The organism is Bradyrhizobium tropiciagri (assembly GCF_018130505.1).
Taxonomy (GTDB): domain Bacteria; phylum Pseudomonadota; class Alphaproteobacteria; order Rhizobiales; family Xanthobacteraceae; genus Bradyrhizobium; species Bradyrhizobium tropiciagri_B.
Window position 1 is genome coordinate 581,064 of sequence record NZ_JAFCKH010000002.1, and the last position, 16,644, is coordinate 597,707.

General features: G+C 65.1%; 15 protein-coding genes. 5 read left to right on the forward strand and 10 right to left on the reverse strand.

Features of this window, described 5'->3' with window-relative positions:
- Positions 1-51 precede the first annotated feature (51 nt).
- The 3 genes from JQ633_RS06990 to JQ633_RS07000 all read right to left on the reverse strand — a co-directional run bounded on the left by JQ633_RS06990 (position 52) and on the right by JQ633_RS07000 (position 1,528).
- Positions 52-282: a F0F1 ATP synthase subunit C gene (locus tag JQ633_RS06990; RefSeq protein ID WP_016847054.1), complete on the reverse strand. Its 231-nt coding sequence runs from the start codon at positions 280-282 to the stop codon at positions 52-54.
- Between the two features lie 53 nt (positions 283-335).
- Positions 336-1,085, reverse strand: a complete 750-nt coding sequence (locus JQ633_RS06995) for a F0F1 ATP synthase subunit A (protein ID WP_211983831.1) — start codon at positions 1,083-1,085, stop codon at positions 336-338.
- 71 nt (positions 1,086-1,156) lie between these two features.
- Positions 1,157-1,528, reverse strand: a complete 372-nt coding sequence (locus tag JQ633_RS07000; protein WP_211983833.1) for an AtpZ/AtpI family protein — start codon at positions 1,526-1,528, stop codon at positions 1,157-1,159.
- A gap of 428 nt (positions 1,529-1,956) precedes the next feature.
- On the opposite strand from JQ633_RS07000, the gene JQ633_RS07005 reads away from it, so the two are divergent.
- A complete protein-coding gene (locus JQ633_RS07005; protein ID WP_211983835.1) occupies positions 1,957-2,475 on the forward strand; it encodes a hypothetical protein in 519 nt (172 codons plus the stop codon).
- Between the two features lie 162 nt (positions 2,476-2,637).
- Positions 2,638-3,111: a secondary thiamine-phosphate synthase enzyme YjbQ gene (locus tag JQ633_RS07010; protein ID WP_211983837.1), complete on the forward strand. Its 474-nt coding sequence runs from the start codon at positions 2,638-2,640 to the stop codon at positions 3,109-3,111.
- An 81-nt stretch (positions 3,112-3,192) separates the two neighbouring features.
- Here the strand turns inward: JQ633_RS07010 and JQ633_RS07015 are convergent, their stop codons facing one another.
- Positions 3,193-4,818, reverse strand: a complete 1,626-nt coding sequence (locus JQ633_RS07015) for an MFS transporter (RefSeq protein ID WP_211984178.1) — start codon at positions 4,816-4,818, stop codon at positions 3,193-3,195.
- Between the two features lie 355 nt (positions 4,819-5,173).
- Here JQ633_RS07015 and JQ633_RS07020 point away from each other — a divergent pair, with 355 nt between their 5' ends.
- Positions 5,174-5,848 carry a response regulator transcription factor gene (locus JQ633_RS07020; RefSeq protein ID WP_211983839.1) on the forward strand — a complete coding sequence of 225 codons (675 nt, stop codon included), beginning with the start codon at positions 5,174-5,176 and terminating at the stop codon, positions 5,846-5,848.
- Between the two features lie 60 nt (positions 5,849-5,908).
- Positions 5,909-6,445, forward strand: coding sequence for an REP-associated tyrosine transposase (locus JQ633_RS07025; protein ID WP_211983840.1), 537 nt, complete (start codon positions 5,909-5,911; stop codon positions 6,443-6,445).
- A 72-nt stretch (positions 6,446-6,517) separates the two neighbouring features.
- Here JQ633_RS07025 and JQ633_RS07030 read toward each other — a convergent pair whose 3' ends face one another.
- The 6 genes from JQ633_RS07030 to JQ633_RS07055 all read right to left on the reverse strand — a co-directional run bounded on the left by JQ633_RS07030 (position 6,518) and on the right by JQ633_RS07055 (position 16,406).
- Entirely contained in the window at positions 6,518-10,027 is a 3,510-nt protein-coding gene (locus tag JQ633_RS07030) for a PAS domain-containing hybrid sensor histidine kinase/response regulator (RefSeq protein WP_211983842.1), read from the reverse strand.
- A 113-nt stretch (positions 10,028-10,140) separates the two neighbouring features.
- Positions 10,141-11,370: a 5-aminolevulinate synthase gene (hemA, locus tag JQ633_RS07035; protein WP_211983844.1), complete on the reverse strand. Its 1,230-nt coding sequence runs from the start codon at positions 11,368-11,370 to the stop codon at positions 10,141-10,143.
- A gap of 185 nt (positions 11,371-11,555) precedes the next feature.
- The gene (locus tag JQ633_RS07040; RefSeq protein ID WP_211983846.1) at positions 11,556-12,617 is read right to left on the reverse strand and encodes an MBL fold metallo-hydrolase; all 1,062 of its coding nucleotides are present in this window, start codon (positions 12,615-12,617) and stop codon (positions 11,556-11,558) included.
- A gap of 189 nt (positions 12,618-12,806) precedes the next feature.
- On the reverse strand, positions 12,807-14,951 hold the full coding sequence (locus tag JQ633_RS07045; protein ID WP_211983848.1) for a methyl-accepting chemotaxis protein: 2,145 nt from the start codon (positions 14,949-14,951) through the stop codon (positions 12,807-12,809).
- Positions 14,952-15,167: 216 nt separating this feature from the next.
- Positions 15,168-15,908 carry an outer membrane protein gene (locus JQ633_RS07050; RefSeq protein ID WP_211983850.1) on the reverse strand — a complete coding sequence of 247 codons (741 nt, stop codon included), beginning with the start codon at positions 15,906-15,908 and terminating at the stop codon, positions 15,168-15,170.
- Positions 15,909-16,085: 177 nt separating this feature from the next.
- Positions 16,086-16,406 carry a hypothetical protein gene (locus JQ633_RS07055; RefSeq protein ID WP_211983852.1) on the reverse strand — a complete coding sequence of 107 codons (321 nt, stop codon included), beginning with the start codon at positions 16,404-16,406 and terminating at the stop codon, positions 16,086-16,088.
- Between the two features lie 112 nt (positions 16,407-16,518).
- Here JQ633_RS07055 and JQ633_RS35405 point away from each other — a divergent pair, with 112 nt between their 5' ends.
- A complete protein-coding gene (locus JQ633_RS35405) occupies positions 16,519-16,644 on the forward strand; it encodes a hypothetical protein (RefSeq protein WP_283812750.1) in 126 nt (41 codons plus the stop codon).

Below are 16,644 nucleotides of genomic sequence, written 5' to 3' on the forward strand. Positions count from 1 at the left end.
CGATCCTTTGGGCGGCGCGAAGGTTACCGCAGAGCGGAACCGGGGTGCCGCTCAGAGCGGAACGAACAGCAGCAGCAGCGCGATCAGCAGCGAGAAGATGCCGAGCGCTTCGGTCACGGCGAAGCCGAAGATCAGGTTGCCGAACTGGCCCTGAGCGGCCGAGGGGTTGCGCACCGCAGCGGCGAGGTAGTTGCCGAAGATGATGCCCACGCCGACGCCCGCACCGCCCATGCCGATGCACGCGATGCCCGCGCCGATAAGTTTTGCTGCTGCCGGTTCCATATGTAGCTCCTTGAGAGATAGACAGATTGGTGGGTGGAGATTCCCCGGACCGCTTAGTGTCCCGGATGAATGGCGTCGTTGAGGTAGATGCAGGTCAGGATCGCGAACACGTAGGCCTGCAGGAACGCGACCAGCAGTTCGAGGGCGTACAGCGCAATCGTGAGCGCCAGCGGCAGGACGCCGCCGACCCAGCCGAGCGCACCCAGCGAGAAGCCGAGCATCGCGACGAAGCCCGCGAACACCTTGAGCGCGATGTGGCCGGCCAGCATGTTGGCGAACAGACGAACGCTGTGCGAGACCGGCCGCAGGAAGAACGACAGGATCTCGATGAACATGACCAGCGGCAGGATGTAGATCGGAACGCCGTGGGGGACGAAGATGCTGAAGAATTTCAGGCCGTTCTTGTAGACGCCGTAGATCAGGACGGTGAAGAACACCAGCAGCGCAAGGGCTGCGGTGACGATCAGGTGGCTCGCAATCGTGAAGGTGTAGGGAATAACACCGACCAGATTCGAGACGCAGAGGAACATGAACAGCGAGAAGATCAGCGGGAAGAACTTCATGCCTTCCGCGCCGGCCGTGCTGCGGATCGTGGTCGCCACGAACTCGTAGGAGATCTCGGCGACCGACTGCAGCCGTCCGGGGATCAGCTCCCGACCGCTCGCCAGCATCAGCAGTGCGATCAGGAGCACCGCGATGAGCATGAAGAGCGACGAATTGGTGAAGGCGATCGTGTGATTGCCGATGTGGCCGAGCGTGAAGAAGGGCTCGATGTTGAACTGGTGGATAGGGTCGATTTTCATCCGCGCGGCTCTTGGTCCACCGGCCGTGTCGCCGGTTATCGAATTTCAAATGTCGTGACTTCCGTCGGCGCTCAGCGCTTGCCCGAGGCCACGCCCGCGGACCTCACCACGTTGACCACCCCGGCGACGAAGCCGAGCAGCGTTAACACGATGAAGCCGAATGGCGACGTCGACAGCCAACGGTCGACTCCCCAGCCAATCGCCGCCCCGACGGCAACGCCCGCGATCAGCTCCGAAGAAAGACGAAAACCGAGCGCCATCGCCGAAGCTCTGGCCGCACTGTCCCCGCCTTCAGTACCGGATTGATCAGTCTTGCTCCTGCGGCTGTCGCGAATTTCTGACAACCGATGATCGAGACTTCCGAGCCTTGCGGAAAGCGCAGCTTCGTCAGGAGACGATGGATCGCGATTTCCACTTGTGCGGTCGTTGGTGTTTTCAGCCATGCTGCAAACACTAACCGAAGCCGCGGATGATGGAAATTACGCCCGTCCCCGTCAAAAGCCGCGCGGACCATACTTACCGCGTCCAATCAAGTCAAGATTGCGTCGTAACCAGTTATTGCTTTGATTCTGCTGGATTTATTTGGAGATATTCAAGGTCAGAGTGACGCAGTGATCGCGGTGCAACAGCTCGCGCGCGCGAAAGCTCCGCGCCGGCTTTGTAAGCCGTTACGATCGCAGGCAAATTGTCCGGCGGCGCCAGGGGCGCTGCGAATCCGCGGTCGGACGGCGACGAGCGGAACTTCACCGACACATCCCGATTGGCGGCGCGCAAGATCGGCCGCTAGCCGCGCTCATGCGCGTTGAATTCGGTTGGCGAGGCCCATAGTTCACTTAAACAGGGGCAGAATCAGGTTGAGGCGGAGCGAGCCATGCCGACAGCGATATCGCCCTTGAAAATATCCGCCGCGCTTGCCGTTGTGTCCGTTGTCGCCGCCGGCCCGGCGATGGCGCAATCGGCGCCCGACACCGAGAACGGCCGTTACACATTATCCCCGGCAGGCAGCGGCTTCCTGCGGCTCGACACCCGCACCGGCGCGGTGTCGACCTGCACCAACTCGAGCGCCGGCTGGGCCTGCTACATGGTGCCTGACGAGCGCGCGGCCCTGGATGCCGAGATCGGGCGGCTGCAGGCCGACAACGATAAACTGAGGACCGACCTTGCGGCCCGCCAGCCCGCCACATCGGACAAGACCGACGAGGCGCTGCCGAAATCGGACCAACTGAAGAAGGCCGATCCGAAGACGGCCGAGAACGAGCGCAAGATCGAGATCCCGCTGCCGAGCGATCAAGATATGGATCGCGTGATGTCGTTCGTGGAGCGCGCGTGGCGGCGGCTGATCGAGATGGCCAACCGCGTGCAGCGCGACGTCAACGGCGGCAAGATCTGATCGTCTCTTTCCGCAGCGTCGTCCCGGCGAAGGCCGGGACCCATAACCACTGCTGTTCGTTGGTTATGAGAGTGTTACTCCGAGTCTTCGAAATCGAGGGGCTGCGGAGTATGGGTCCCGGCTTTCGCCGGGACGACGCTCGAGAGTGTTGAAAGACTACAGATGAACTCAACAAAGACAATTTCGCGCTCGGCGCCATCTTCAATCACGGCCCCCAGCATCGTCTCATCGCGCCTGACGTTGCAGACATCGGGCGCCGGCTTTACCGACATCACGGCCGAGGTCGAAGAATTCCTGCGCGAAGCGCGTGCCGGCGAGGGCGCGGTGACCCTGTTCATCCGCCACACCTCGGCCTCGCTGACGATCCAGGAGAATGCCGATCCCACGGTGCTCGCCGACCTGATGACGGCGCTCGATCGGGCCGCGCCTGAAGATGGCGGCTGGCGTCACGACACCGAGGGTCCCGACGACATGCCGGCGCATATCAAGACCATGCTGACCGCAACCTCGCTGCAGATTCCGGTGCTCGACGGCGAGATGATGCTCGGCAACTGGCAGGGCATCTATCTCATCGAGCATCGCGCCCGTCCGCACCGCCGCGAGATCGTGCTGCAGTTCATCGGCGCCACGCGCTGACCCGTCCTGAACGCTTCTCAAAAAAACATCGGCCGCGGATCGCTCCGCGGCCGATGCATTTGGAATGCGGATTCCAGTCGATCAGATCTTGCTGATGTCGACGTCCTTGGTTTCCGGAACGAACAGCGCGCCGATCACGACGGTGATCGATGCGAAGATGATCGGGTACCACAGGCCGGAATAGATATCGCCGGTCGAGGCGGTGATCGCGAAGGCGGTGGCCGGGAGCAGGCCGCCGAACCAGCCGTTGCCGATGTGATAGGGCAGCGACATCGAGGTGTAGCGGATGCGGGTCGGGAACAGTTCGACCAGCATCGCGGCGATCGGGCCGTAGACCATGGTGACGTAGATCACCAGGATCAGCAGCAGGCCGATGATCGCGGCCACCTGCGGACGGAAGATGTCGAACGGATGCGCCATCTTCACGATGCCGGCGTCACCCACCTTCGGATAGCCTGCCGCCTGGATCGCCGCGGTGATCGCGGGATTCGACGTCTTGGCGTCCGTGTAGGGGACCTCCTTGTCGTTGACCATGATCTTTACCGGCGCACCAGCGGTGCCCGCGACGGTCGAGTAATTCACCGACGACTGGGCGAGGAAGGCGCGGGCGGTGTCGCAGGGCGCCGTGAAGACACGCGTGCCGACCGGGTTGAACAAGTCGCCGCAGCCCTTCGGATCCGCAACCACCTGCACCTTGACCGTCTCATAGGCCTTTTCCAGCGCCGGGTTGGCGTTGGTCGAGATCATGCGGAAGATCGGGAACAGCGTGAGCGCGCCAATCAGGCAGCCCGCCAGGATGATCGGCTTGCGGCCGATCCGGTCTGACAGGGCGCCGAACACCAGGAAGAAGCCGGTGCCGAGCAGCAGCGACCAGGCGATCAGGAGGTTGGCGGTGTAGCCGTCGACCTTCAGGATCGATTGCAGGAAGAACAGCGCGTAAAACTGGCCGGTGTACCAGATCACGGCCTGGCCCATGGTCAGGCCGAGCAGCGCGAGGATCACGATCTTGGCGTTGCTCCAGGTCCCGAAGGCCTCGGTCAGCGGGGCCTTGGAGCCCTTGCCCTCTTCCTTCATGCGCTGGAACACCGGCGATTCATTGAGCCGCAGCCGGATCCAGACCGAGATGCCGAGCAGCAGCACCGACACCAGGAACGGAATGCGCCAGCCCCATTCGGCGAATTCCTTTTCGCCGACGGCGCTACGGGTGAACAGGATCACCAGCAGCGACAGGAACAGGCCGAGCGTTGCCGTGGTCTGGATGAACGAGGTGTAGTAGCCGCGCTTGCCCTGCGGGGCGTGCTCGGCCACGTAGGTCGCCGCGCCGCCATATTCGCCGCCGAGTGCGAGGCCCTGCAGCAGCCGCAGCGCGATCAGGATGATCGGCGCCGCGATGCCGATCGTGGCCGCGTTGGGCAGCAGGCCGACGATGAAAGTCGACAGACCCATGATCAGGATGGTGACGAGGAAGGTGTATTTGCGGCCGACGATGTCGCCGACCCGGCCGAACACGATCGCGCCGAACGGGCGGACCAGGAAGCCGGCGGCGAAGGCCAGCAGCGCGAAGATGTCGCGGGTCGCGGGCGGATAGGCCGAGAAGAACTGGGCGCCGATGATGCTGGCGAGCGAACCGTAGAGATAGAAGTCGTACCACTCGAAGACGGTGCCGAGCGACGACGCGAGGATGACGAAGCGTTCATCCTTGGTCATGCCTGCCGGGCGCGCCGAAGTTGCAGTCACTGTGGACATCTGGATAGCTCCCCCCGATTTTTGCTGCCAAGCTCGCCCCCGCCTGCCGGGTTCGGGCCGAATAAGCCTTAGGCTTGGTTTCAAGGTAACATCGCAGTGAAACCCGCCCCAATAAGACTTTCGGCTTTTGCACGGCCGATCATATCGTCAGCAAAGAGAATGGGATGCAGGGCTGCCGGGCGCAGCTATTGCGCCGCACAAGCCGGGCGCGGGTTAACCGCGTTGGCATGTGGTATTATCCAGCGCTTGCATGATACAGCCGCGCGAGACACAACCGGGTTGCGCGGGTTTGCCGAAATTCGCTAGTGGGACTGAGATGTCTGCTGCTGTCACTACTCATCTGGTCATTGCCGACGACCATCCGCTGTTCCGCGATGCGTTGCGTCAAGCGGTGTCGAGTGTCGTGACCTCGGCCACCATCAGCGAGGCCGGATCGTTCGAGGACCTCACCGCGCTGCTGGAGCGGGACTCCGAGGTCGACCTGATCCTGCTCGACCTGACGATGCCGGGGATCAGCGGTTTCTCCGGCCTGATCTATCTGCGCGCGCAATACCCGGCGATCCCGGTGGTCATCGTGTCCGCCACCGATGACATCGGAACCATCCGCCGCTCGCTCGATTTCGGCGCTTCCGGTTTCATCCCCAAGCGGTTCGGCGTCGAGACGCTGCGGGATGCCATCATGAAGGTGATGGACGGCGACGTCTGGGTTCCGCCGGACACCGATTTGTCGGCGGCCGGCGACCCCGAGATGACGCGGCTGCGCGACCGCCTGGTGACGCTGACCCCGCAGCAAGTGCGGGTGCTGATGATGCTGTCGGAGGGGCTGCTCAACAAGCAGATCGCCTACGAGCTCGGCGTCTCCGAGGCGACCATCAAGGCGCATGTCTCGGCCATCCTGCAGAAGCTTGGTGTCGAAAGCCGCACCCAGGCCGTGATCGCCGCCGCCCGCATCGCCGGCGGTCAGTGGCGCCAGGGCACCCCGACGACCTGACAGGAAGCGTAGGATGGGTGGAGCGAAGCGATACCCATCATCTCGCCCCGGCACGCAGGCATGACCGGCTACCGCCGCAATTTCGTTGCCGGCGGCTGCTATTTCTTCACGGTCAACCTCGCGGATCGGCGGCAGGAGCTGTTGACCGAAAATGTCGAAGCACTGCGGACCTCCTTCCGCGAGACGCAACAACGCCATCCATTCTCAATCGATGCGATCGTGGTGCTGCCTGACCATCTCCATGCCGTCTGGACATTGCCGGAAGGGGATACGGACTTTTCCATGCGGTGGCGGCTTATCAAAACCTCGTTCTCGCGGAGGCTGACCGCTGGCGAGGCGGTCTCAGACAGCCGCGCCGCAAAAGGGGAGCGAGGTATCTGGCAGCGACGCTACTGGGAACACACGATCCGCGATGAGGGCGATTTCGCGCGCCACATCGATTACGTTCATATCAATCCCGTCAAGCACGGGCTGGTAACGCGCGTGAGCGATTGGCCGTATTCGTCGTTCCATCGCATGGTGAGGGACGGTGCTTATCCGGAAGACTGGGCGGGTGACGCTACTGGTCTCGACGGGGAGTTTGGTGAAAGACGCTAGTGCTGAGTGGAGAGGTGATGGGTATCGCTGCGCTCCACCCATCCTACGGTCTTTACTGCCTTTGCGCTTCCGCTACTCCGCCGCCACCATCTGCTGCGTTCGCCACTGTCCGAGCAAGGCGCGCAGCGAGGCGGGCTTCACCGGCTTGTTCAGCACCGCGATGTTCTCCTCGCGCGCGGCGGCGCGGACGGCGGGGCTGCGGTCGGCGGTGATCAGGATCGCCGGGATGCTGTCGCCGAAGCGGCGGCGGATCTCGCGGATCGCGGCGACGCCGTTGCCGCGATCGAGATGGTAGTCGACCAAGACGCCGGTGACGCGGCCGCCGGCGGCCTCGATCGCGCTCATCGCGCCCTCGGCGTCGAGCACCGCGATGACCTCGGCATCCCACGCCGTCAGCAGCGTCTTCATGCCGTCGAGGATGGCCGGATCGTTCTCGATGCAGACGATCAGCGCGCCGCTCATCGGCGTCTTCGACAGCGGGGTGGCGCTGGTGACGGCCGCGGTGTGGTTGACGGCGGTCGCGATCGGGACCGTGACCGAGAACGCCGAGCCGCCGCCGGCATTGGCCGAGATCGCGATGCGATGGTTGAGCACGCGCGCCAGCCGCTCGACGATCGACAGGCCGAGGCCGAGGCCGCGCGCGATCCGCGCGCCCTGTTCGAGACGGTGGAACTCCTTGAAGATCTCGCCGCGCTTCTGCACGGGGATGCCGACGCCGGTGTCGTAGATGCTGATCTGCAGGTGCTCGCCGCGGCGGCGGCAGCCGACCAGCACGCGGCCGCGCGGGGTATACTTGATCGCGTTGGAGATGAAGTTCTGCAACAGCCGGCGCAGCAGCGAGCGGTCGGACTCGGCCGCGAGCGAGCAGGGCACGAAGCGCAGGTCGAGGCCCTTGTCGCGGGCGATCGGCAGGAACTCGATCTCCAGCGAGCGCATCAGGTCGGCCATCCGGAAGCTCGTGATCGACGGCGTCATGGCGCCGGCATCGAGCCTGCTGATATCGAGCAGCGCGCCCAGAATGTCCTCGATCGCCTCGAGCGAGTCGTCGATGTTCTCGACCAGGCGGGAATCCTCGCCGCCGTTCTGGCGCTCGACGAGGCTCGTGACGTAGAGCCGCGCCGCATTGAGCGGCTGCAGGATGTCGTGGCTCGCCGCGGCAAGGAAGCGCGTCTTGGAAGCGTTGGCGTCTTCCGCGATACCCTTGGCGAGCGCGAGCTCGGAGTTCAGCCGCGTCAACTCCTCGGTACGGTCGCGCACCCGCTTTTCCAGCGTCGCATTGGCGCGCTCCAGCGCCTCGGCGGCTTCGAAGCTCGGCGTGACGTCGGAGAAGGTGATGACGAGGCCGCCGCCGGGCATCCGGTTGGCGCGCACCTCGATCACCAGATGGCGGTCGGTGAAGCGCTCCAGATAGGGCTCGCCCTCGGTGGTGTAGGCGCGCAGGCGCTGCTGCAGCAGGAAATCGCTGTCGACGGCCGCCGTCGGGCTGACCGCAGCCATGAATTCGAGGATCTCGGGCAGCGGAATGCCGAGTTGCATCAGATGCGGCGGCAGCGCGAGCAATTCGGCGAACTGCCGGTTGGAGCAGATCAGCTGCAGGTCGGCATCGAACACCGCGATGCCCTGGCGCACATGGTTGAGCGCGGTCTGCAGGATCTCGCGGTTGAAATGCAGTGCGGCGTGGGAATCGTCGAGCAGCTTGAGCGCGGCCTTGGCCGACACGGTGCGCCGCTGCAGCAACAGCGACATCACGAGGCGCGAGGAGGCCGCGCCGATCGACGAGGCGATCAGCCGCTCGGCGTGCTGCAGCAGCTCGAAATCCGCCGGCGCCGCCGGGTCGAGCGCGATGTTGCGGTCGGCGGCGAACGCGATGAAAGCCTCGCGGGCGCGGTCGGGGCCGAGATATTGCGTCACCGTGCTCTGGATGTCCTGCACCGTCACGGTGGTGCGCCAGCGGCGGAAGCTGGGTGCGATCGGGGCGAGTGCATTCGGCACGAACACGTCGGCCTGCAGCAGCTCGATCGACGACGGCGCGTGCGCCAGCGAGAACACGACATAGGTGAGGATGTTGAGCGCAAGGCTCCACAGCACGCCGTGCAGCAGCGGCGGCAGGTCGGCGCCGAACAGCGCCTGCGGCCGCAGCGCTTCGATGCCGAACGGCCCGTGCTGCAGCAGCATCAGCCCGGCGGTCGAGGTTTCCAGGAAGCTCGGCACGAACAGCGTGTAGAGCCACATCGCAAAGCCGACCAGCATGCCGGCCATGGCGCCGCGCGCGGTGGCCCGGCGCCAGAACAGGCCGCCGAAGAACGCCGGCGCCAGTTGCGCGATCGCGGCAAACGACAGCAGGCCGATCGAGACCAGCTGGGTGTTGCCGAGCGCGCGGTAATAGAAATACGCCATCACCATGATGGCGAAGATCGAGAAGCGGCGCGCCTTCAGCAGGAAGTCGCCGAAATCCTTGTGGCCGGCGCGCGCATCGTCGCTGCGCGGCAACACCAGCGGCAGCACGATGTCGTTGGAGACCATGATCGAGAGCGCGACGCATTCGACGATCACCATCGCGGTGCCGGCCGACAGGCCGCCGACGAACACGGCGAGGCTGAGCAGCTGCGAATTGCCTTCCATCGGCAGCGCCAGCACGAACATGTCGGCGTCGACGGCGCCGAACGGGAAGATGACGAGGCCGGCGATCGCAATCGGGATCACGAACAGGTTGATCAGCACGAGGTAGAGCGGGAACAGCCAGCGCGCCCGGCTGACGTCGGCGCTGGTCGAATTCTCCACCACGCTGACATGGAACTGGCGCGGCAGCAGCATGATCGCGCAGAACGACAGCAGCGTCATGATCAGGAAATTGCCGATCGACGGCACATATTCGATCGCACGCAGCGCCTCCGGCGTCTTCAGCGCGCGCTCGTAGAGCTCGCCGGGGGAGAACATCCAGAAGGTGACGAAGGCGCCCGCGGCGATGAAGGCGACCAGCTTGACGATGGATTCGGTCGCAATCGCCAGGATCAGGCCGTGCTGGTGCTCGGTCGCGTCGGTGTGGCGGGTGCCGAACAGCACCGCGAACACCGCCATCGCCAGCGTCACCATCAGCGCGATGTCGCCGATGATCGGGATCTTGGAGAAGGCCTGGTCCTCGCTCAGGATGGTCTCCAGCGAGGACGCCATCGCCTTGAGCTGCAGCGCGATGTAGGGCACCGAGCCGATGATCGCGATGCAGGCGACCGTTGCCGCCACCGCCTGGCTCTTGCCGTAGCGGGCGGCGATGAAGTCGGCGATCGAGGTGATGTTCTGCGACTTGGCGAGCGCGATGACCCGGCGCAGCAGCGGCGTGCACAGCCCGACCATCACGATCGGGCCGACATAGATCGCGAGGAAGTCGATGCTGGTGCGGGTGGCGAAGCCGACCGAGCCGAAGAAGGTCCAGGAGGTGCAGTAGATCGCCAGCGACAGTGGATAGATCCACTGGCTGGCGCGGCCGCGCTCGCCCGGCGCCATGCGGTCGCCGCGGCTGGCCACGAAGAACAACAATCCGATGTAGGCGAACGCCGTAGCGATGACGCCCCAGTCGTGCAGCATCGCTGCTCATCTCCCGTCCCGGCCGGGGGAGAGGCCGGGTGCAGGATTATAAACGCATTGGGCCGGCCGCGCATCGCACGACCGGCCCAAATTCGGTGGGAACGAAGATACGGTTACTCGGCCGCCAGCGGCTTCTGGTGCAGGGGCAGGCCGAGCCGGTCCCAGACCTGGAGCAGGGCCTCGGCAAGCGCGTCGATCAGGCCGTCCTCGTGATAGGGCGAGGGGGTGATGCGCAGCCGCTCGGTGCCCTTGGCGACCGTCGGATAGTTGATCGGCTGGATGTAGATGCCGTGCTCCTCCAGCAGCAGGTCGGAGGCGCGCTTGCACTTCTCGGGGTCGCCGACGAACAGCGGCACGATATGGGTGTCGCTCGACATCACCGGCAGGCCGGCGGCGGTCAGGATCGCCTTGGTGCGGGCGGCGCGGTCCTGGTGGCGCTCGCGCTCCCAGTTCGAGGTCTTCAGATGCCGGATCGCGGCGGTCGCGGCCGAGCAGATCGCCGGCGGCAGCGCGGTGGTGAAGATGAAGCCCGGCGCATAGGAACGCACGGCGTCGATCACCGCGGCTTTGCCGGCGATATAGCCGCCGAGGCAGCCGAACGCCTTGGCCAGCGTGCCCTCGAGGATGTCGATGCGGTGCATGACGCCGTCGCGCTCGGCGATGCCGCCGCCGCGCGGGCCGTACATGCCGACCGCATGGACCTCGTCGACATAGGTCATGGCGCCGTATTTCTCGGCGAGATCGCAGATTTTCGCCAGCGGCGCGACGTCGCCGTCCATCGAATACAGGCTCTCGCAGACGATCAGCTTCGGCCTATCAGGCCCGGCGGCGATCAGCAGCTCTTCGAGATGCGCGACGTCGTTGTGGCGGAAGATCTGGCGGTCGCAGCCGGCCTGGCGCACGCCCTCGATCATCGAATTGTGGTTCAGCGCATCCGACAGGATCAGGCAGTTCGGGATCAGCTTGGCGAGCGTCGAGATGCCGGTCTGGTTGGAAACGTAGCCGGACGTGAACAGCAGCGAGGCTTCCTTGCCGTGGAGGTCGGCGAGTTCCGCCTCGAGCTGCACCAGCGGATGATGGGTGCCCGCGATGTTGCGGGTGCCGCCGGCGCCGGTGCCGACGCGGGTCGCGGTCTCGACCATGGCGCCGACCACCTTGGGGTGCTGGCCCATGCCGAGATAGTCGTTGGAGCACCAGATCACGACGTTGCGGCTGCCCTTCGGCGAATGCCAGGTCGCGTGCGGGAAGCGGCCTGCGATCCGCTCGAGGTCGGCGAACACGCGATAGCGCCGCTCATTGTGCAGGCGTTCGAGCGCGGAATTGAAGAACTGGTTGTAATCCATCGACGTACCCACAAGCGGAACCGGACCGGCGTAGCAGGCCCTACTTAGAGCTTTTCCAGCTCTAATGTCTATGCATTGGCTCACATCTGGGCATGCGCCGCAGTTGGGCAAATTGCCCTAGTTGCGGGAATCTTGCTTGATTTCGATCAATTCGACCGGAGCCCGAGCGTCGGGCTGCGCGGTGCTCAGGTCGTCCTGAAGCGCAGCACGCCGTCGGCCATTTCGGTGGTCAGGCGGCCCTCGACCAGCATGTAGTTGACGTGGGCGACCAGTTCGCCGGCGGCAAAGCCCATCTGGTGCTCGTCCAGCACGTGCTTGTGGAACACCACCGGCACCAGCTGCTTGGAGGTCTGCGGCACCTCGCGGCAGGCTTCGGCGATCAGCCGGCAGCGCTCCTCGTGATGGTCGGCGAGCTGCTTGATCCGGGTCTTCAGCCCGTAGAACGGCACGCCGTGGCCGGGCAGCACCATCACGTCATAGGGCAGCGTCGTTGTCAGGCTGGCCAGCGAGGCCAGATATTCGCCGAGCGAATTCTGCTCGGGCTCGACCGCCCAGACGCTGACATTGGGCGAGATCTTGCTCAGCACCTGGTCGGCGGAGAGGAACAGCTTGTCGGCGGCGCAATACAGCATCACCTGGTCGAGCGCGTGGCCGCCGCCGGTGATCACCTTGAAGCGCCGCGTGCCGATCACGACTTCGTCGCCATGGGTCAGGCGGTGATAGGACGGCGGCAGCACCGAGACCCGCTTCAGATAGTCCTGGCCCCGGCCGAGCAGCTTTTCGGTGAGATCCTCGTCCATGCCGTGGCGGCGGAAGAACAGCCGCTGCGCATTGCGCCGTTCCTCGGTGCCGCGGTTCTGGTGATAGACCGACTGCAGATATTCGACCTGCGACATGAACAGCGGGCAGCCGAACCGCTCGGTGATCCACCCCGCGAGGCCGACATGGTCGGGGTGCGAATGGGTCACGATCAGACGGGTGACCTTGACGTGCTTCAGCGGCCCCTCGAACAGCGTGGTCCAGGCCGCGATCGAATCCTCGTTGCCGAAGCCGGAATCCACCATGGTCCAGCCGTCGCCGTCGGCGAGCAGGTAGACGTTCACATGGTTGAGGCGGAACGGCAGCTTCAGCCGCGCCCACAGTACGCCGGGCATTACCTCCACGACCTGGTCGGGGCCGGGATGGTTCTCCCAAGGGTATCTCAATGCCTCTGCGGAGGAGGCCAAGGTGTCGGCTTTCGAATGCATGCTATCGGCTTAGCGGCACATCGCCCGCCGCGCCAGCCGAAAATCAGGATGGCTGTCCGGAGAATTGGATGGTGGAGAAGCCGTAATTCCGTAGCCCGGATGGAGCGAAGCGCAATCCGGGGTCTTCGTTCGCGGATGGACCTACCCGGATTTCGCTTCGCTCCATCCGGGCTACGGGCCTGCGGGCAGCTACGCCGCCCTGATGTTCGACAGGAAGCCGTCAATCTCCGAGCGTAGCACGTCGGCCTCCCGGCGCAGTGCATCCGAGGCGCTGAGCACCTCGGTCGCGGCGGCGCCGGCTTCCGCCGAGGCGGTGCTCACGCCGACGATGTTGCTCGACACCTCGCTGGTGCCGCCGGCGGCGTGCTGGATGTTGCGGGCGATCTCGCGGGTCGCGGCGCCCTGCTCCTCGACCGCGGCGGCGATCGCGGTGGTGACGTCGTTGATCTCGCCGATGGTGGTCGAGATGTTGCGGATGGCGCCGACCGCCGTGGTCGTCACCTCCTGCATGCTGACGATCTGCTGGCGGATCTCCTCGGTCGCCTTGGCGGTCTGGCTGGCGAGGTTCTTCACCTCGCTGGCGACCACGGCAAAGCCGCGGCCGGCCTCGCCGGCGCGCGCCGCCTCGATGGTGGCGTTGAGCGCGAGCAGGTTGGTCTGCGAGGCGATGGTCTGAATCAGGTCGACCACGACACTGATGCGCGCGGCGTTGTCGGCAAGCCCCTGCATCGTGGTGTCGGTCGCCCTCGCTTCCTCCACCGCCTTGCGGGCGATTTCGGCCGAGGTGACAACCTGGCGGCCGATTTCCGAGATCGACGACGACAGCTCCTCGGTGCCGGCCGACACGGTCTGCACATTGACCGAAGTCTCCTCCGCGGCTGAAGCAACGGCGCTGACCAGCGCGCTGGACTGGTCGGCGGTCGCCGACATGCTCTGCGCGGTCGACTGCATCGAGTTCGCCGAGGTCTGCAGGCTGCCGAGCGCCGAACGCACCGTAGATTCGAAATCGGCGATCTGGGTTTCCATGCGCGAGGCACGTTCCGCCTTGGCGACGCGGTCCTGGTTCTGGTTGGCGGTGAGCTCGCGGCCCTCGATCATGCTCTCGCGGAACACCTGCAGCGCGTCGGCCATGACGGCGATCTCGTCGCGCTGGCGGCTGTGCGGGATCTCGGTGTCGAGGTCGCCGTCGGAGAGCAGCTGCATCGAGCGCTGCAGGCCGCGGATGCGGCGCAGGATGTTGCGGCCGACATAGAGCCAGACGAACAGGAAGGAGCCCACCAGGGTCAGCGCGCCGAGCGCGATCATCACCAGGGTCGCGAAGCCGATCTGCTGCCGCGCCTGCGAGGTCGAGCTATCGGTGTCCTTCTGCACGGCGTCGACCAGCTGCTGCACGCTGATGCCGAGGCCGACATTGAGCTTGCGGGTCTCTTCCAGGATGGTCTGGCCATAGTCGATCGAGTCGAGCTCTTTCTGGCGGACCTTGAACACGCCGGTCTTGCCCTCGCCGAGCGCCAGCAGCTTCCCTGCGGTGTCGCGCACCGCGACGAGCGATGGATTCTTCGGCAGGTCCTCGAGGTTGGACTTGATGCGTTCGCGGCCGGCCTTGAACTCGGTCTCGATCGCATCCAGCGTTTCGCTCGAGGTTGCCGACAGCGCGGCGGTCATGTCGGCGGCCATCAGATTGCCGGCGGACAGCACATTGCTGATCTGGGCGACGGTGCGGGCCGCTTCGGTCGCGTCATCAGCGGAGACCTCGGCCGCGGCGAGGATGGCATTGAGCCGCGTCTGCGCGTCGAGCATCGCCGGATTGGCGGCGGCGACGAAGGCCGCCTGCGCCTTGCGCAGCGTGTCGTACTGCTTGTCGCGCAGCGCGCTGACCTCGAGCCGCTCGCGCGCCGCCGAGATCAGGCTCTTGGTGGCCTCATCGGTGTTCTTGACGTTCTCCTGCAGCGCGCTGACGACGGACTTGTCGGCGCCGAGCTGGATGATCTCGCCGAGCTTGGCGCTGGTAAGCCGCGCGACCTCCTGCACCTTCTTGGTGCGCTCGTTCAGCGCGTCCTCGGTCTGCACGGCGAGCAGGCCGGGTCCCTGGGCGGCGAGCGAAGCGCTCTGCGCGGAGAGCTGCAGGCTGGCGGCAAGCCGCGGAATGTCGCGGCCGCCGAGGTCGGTCATGGTGCCGCCGAGCTGATGCAGCACCCAGCCGGCGCCGGCGCTGATCACCAGCGCCATGCCGGCGATCACGGCGAACGCGGCGAACAGGCTGCCCCTGACGCCCATCTGCGGAAGACCGATGCTCTTGAGATTGAGTTTGCCGAGCTTGAACCGAAACGCCATTGCCCCCGTGCCCCACTACCCCTGGATGTTTCCCGGCGCGGGAGTATCGGGGTGGCGGGTTAACAAAATCGGGAAAATTGTGGCGATCTGCGTGATTTTTCAGCGGAGCGCGACGCGCTGCCGCTTTGTTTTGCAGGGCGGAATTGAAGCGCGCGATCAGACGCAAAAAAAGGCCGGCGCAAGCCGGCCTTTCACGTGCGGTTGCAACTGATGGTTTCAGTAGCGCGCGGCCACCGGAGCGCCATAGCCGCCGAAGTTGAAGCGGTAGTTGATGCCGGCCTTCACGGTGTGCTCGTCATTGTGGAAGCTGCCGAACGGCACCAGCGCGGCGGGGCCGGTGAAGCGGCTGTCGCCGAAGTCGTAGTACTGGTACTCGACCTTGGCCGACCAGTTCGGCGCGAACATGTATTCGGCACCGGCGCCGACGGTCCAACCGTTCTGATGGCTGTCGCTGAGCGCGAACGGGATCGCGACGCCGCCGAGCGTCACGTTCTCGTTGTTGTCGGAGTAGGCGTAGCCGCCCTTCACATAGATCAGGCCCGGACCCCAGGTGTAGCCGACCCGGCCGGTGACCGAGGCGATGCCGCGCTGGTTGTTGTTGTAGACATAGCCGCCCGGGAAGATCGCGTTGAGCTGGTGGCCACCGAGCCAGGAGTACTGGCCTTCGAGGCCGATCACCCACATCGGCGACAGCTGCCAGTCATAGCCGGCCTGCACGCCGCCCATGAAGCGGGCGCTCGAATCCGACAGCGCGAGGCCATTGAACGTGTTGCTCCCGGCGAACGCGCCGCCGAGATGGCCGCCGAGATAGAAGCCGGTCCAGTTGTAGAGCGGCGCGGCGTAAGCAGGCGCGGGCTGCTTGTAATAGGAACGGGCGCCGAGATCGGCGGCCTCGGCGGTCGCGCCGAACGCAGCGACGGCAGCAATGGCTGCGGTTGCGAGCAGGAACTTCTTCATCGTAGTCAATCTCCGGACAAGTCCGAGGGCACCGGACGATGGGCCCTCATGACGCGGAGTTAGACCGCATTTGAATAAAATGCTGTCACGGCGGCCGGCGAGCGGGCCGTTTTGCGGTGAAACGCTTTGTTGTGCCTAACGAACGCTTAAGGCCGGAGTGCTGACGCAAACCTGCCCCTAACCAAGCCGCCGGCGGACGTCCTCGCGGATCTGGTCGCGAAACGCCTGCCGCCGCGCCGGGCGGTCGTGCACCGGCACGTCGTGGCGGTCGAACACGTCGAACTTCTCGAGGATCGGATAGCGCTCGCTCGCCATCGCCAGCACGCGCAGCAGTTCGGTGACCTGGGTTGTCGGGCCGGTAACCTCCCACCGACGGATCTTCTCGGCGCCGCCCACGGCCGGCAATCCGCACAGCCTCGCCATGTCGGCCGGCGTCAGGGGGCGCCCGATCGCTTCGCCGAGGTCGTCGCGCAGTTTTCTCAGTTCTGGGCCGGTCACTTGGGTTCAGCTCCGGGGACGGAAAGTGTGAAGTAGGTCACGTGGCGAGCGCCGGGCCGGGTTTATACGGAGGACATATGGAGGACTTGCGACCCCCAGAAGGGAGACGATCATGCAAGGAATCATTGAAAGTCTCAGCCCCGACAACGGACAGATCGATTGGAATTGGGTCGGCAGTATGTTCGTGTTCTACGTCGTGCTGACGATCGGCGGGATGGCGGTGCTGATCACGCATTGA

Coding starts and splice junctions, on each gene's coding strand:
- JQ633_RS07015 (WP_211984178.1), bottom strand. CDS start 4,818: ATGACCAAGGATGAACGCTTCGTCATCCTCGCGTCGTCGCTCGGCACC.
- JQ633_RS07005 (WP_211983835.1), top strand. CDS start 1,957: ATGCCGACAGCGATATCGCCCTTGAAAATATCCGCCGCGCTTGCCGTT.
- JQ633_RS07020 (WP_211983839.1), top strand. CDS start 5,174: ATGTCTGCTGCTGTCACTACTCATCTGGTCATTGCCGACGACCATCCG.
- JQ633_RS06990 (WP_016847054.1), bottom strand. CDS start 282: ATGGAACCGGCAGCAGCAAAACTTATCGGCGCGGGCATCGCGTGCATC.
- JQ633_RS07025 (WP_211983840.1), top strand. CDS start 5,909: ATGACCGGCTACCGCCGCAATTTCGTTGCCGGCGGCTGCTATTTCTTC.
- JQ633_RS06995 (WP_211983831.1), bottom strand. CDS start 1,085: ATGAAAATCGACCCTATCCACCAGTTCAACATCGAGCCCTTCTTCACG.
- JQ633_RS35405 (WP_283812750.1), top strand. CDS start 16,519: ATGCAAGGAATCATTGAAAGTCTCAGCCCCGACAACGGACAGATCGAT.
- JQ633_RS07040 (WP_211983846.1), bottom strand. CDS start 12,617: ATGCATTCGAAAGCCGACACCTTGGCCTCCTCCGCAGAGGCATTGAGA.
- JQ633_RS07050 (WP_211983850.1), bottom strand. CDS start 15,908: ATGAAGAAGTTCCTGCTCGCAACCGCAGCCATTGCTGCCGTCGCTGCG.
- JQ633_RS07010 (WP_211983837.1), top strand. CDS start 2,638: ATGAACTCAACAAAGACAATTTCGCGCTCGGCGCCATCTTCAATCACG.
- JQ633_RS07045 (WP_211983848.1), bottom strand. CDS start 14,951: ATGGCGTTTCGGTTCAAGCTCGGCAAACTCAATCTCAAGAGCATCGGT.
- hemA (WP_211983844.1), bottom strand. CDS start 11,370: ATGGATTACAACCAGTTCTTCAATTCCGCGCTCGAACGCCTGCACAAT.
- JQ633_RS07000 (WP_211983833.1), bottom strand. CDS start 1,528: ATGGCTGAAAACACCAACGACCGCACAAGTGGAAATCGCGATCCATCG.
- JQ633_RS07030 (WP_211983842.1), bottom strand. CDS start 10,027: ATGCTGCACGACTGGGGCGTCATCGCTACGGCGTTCGCCTACATCGGA.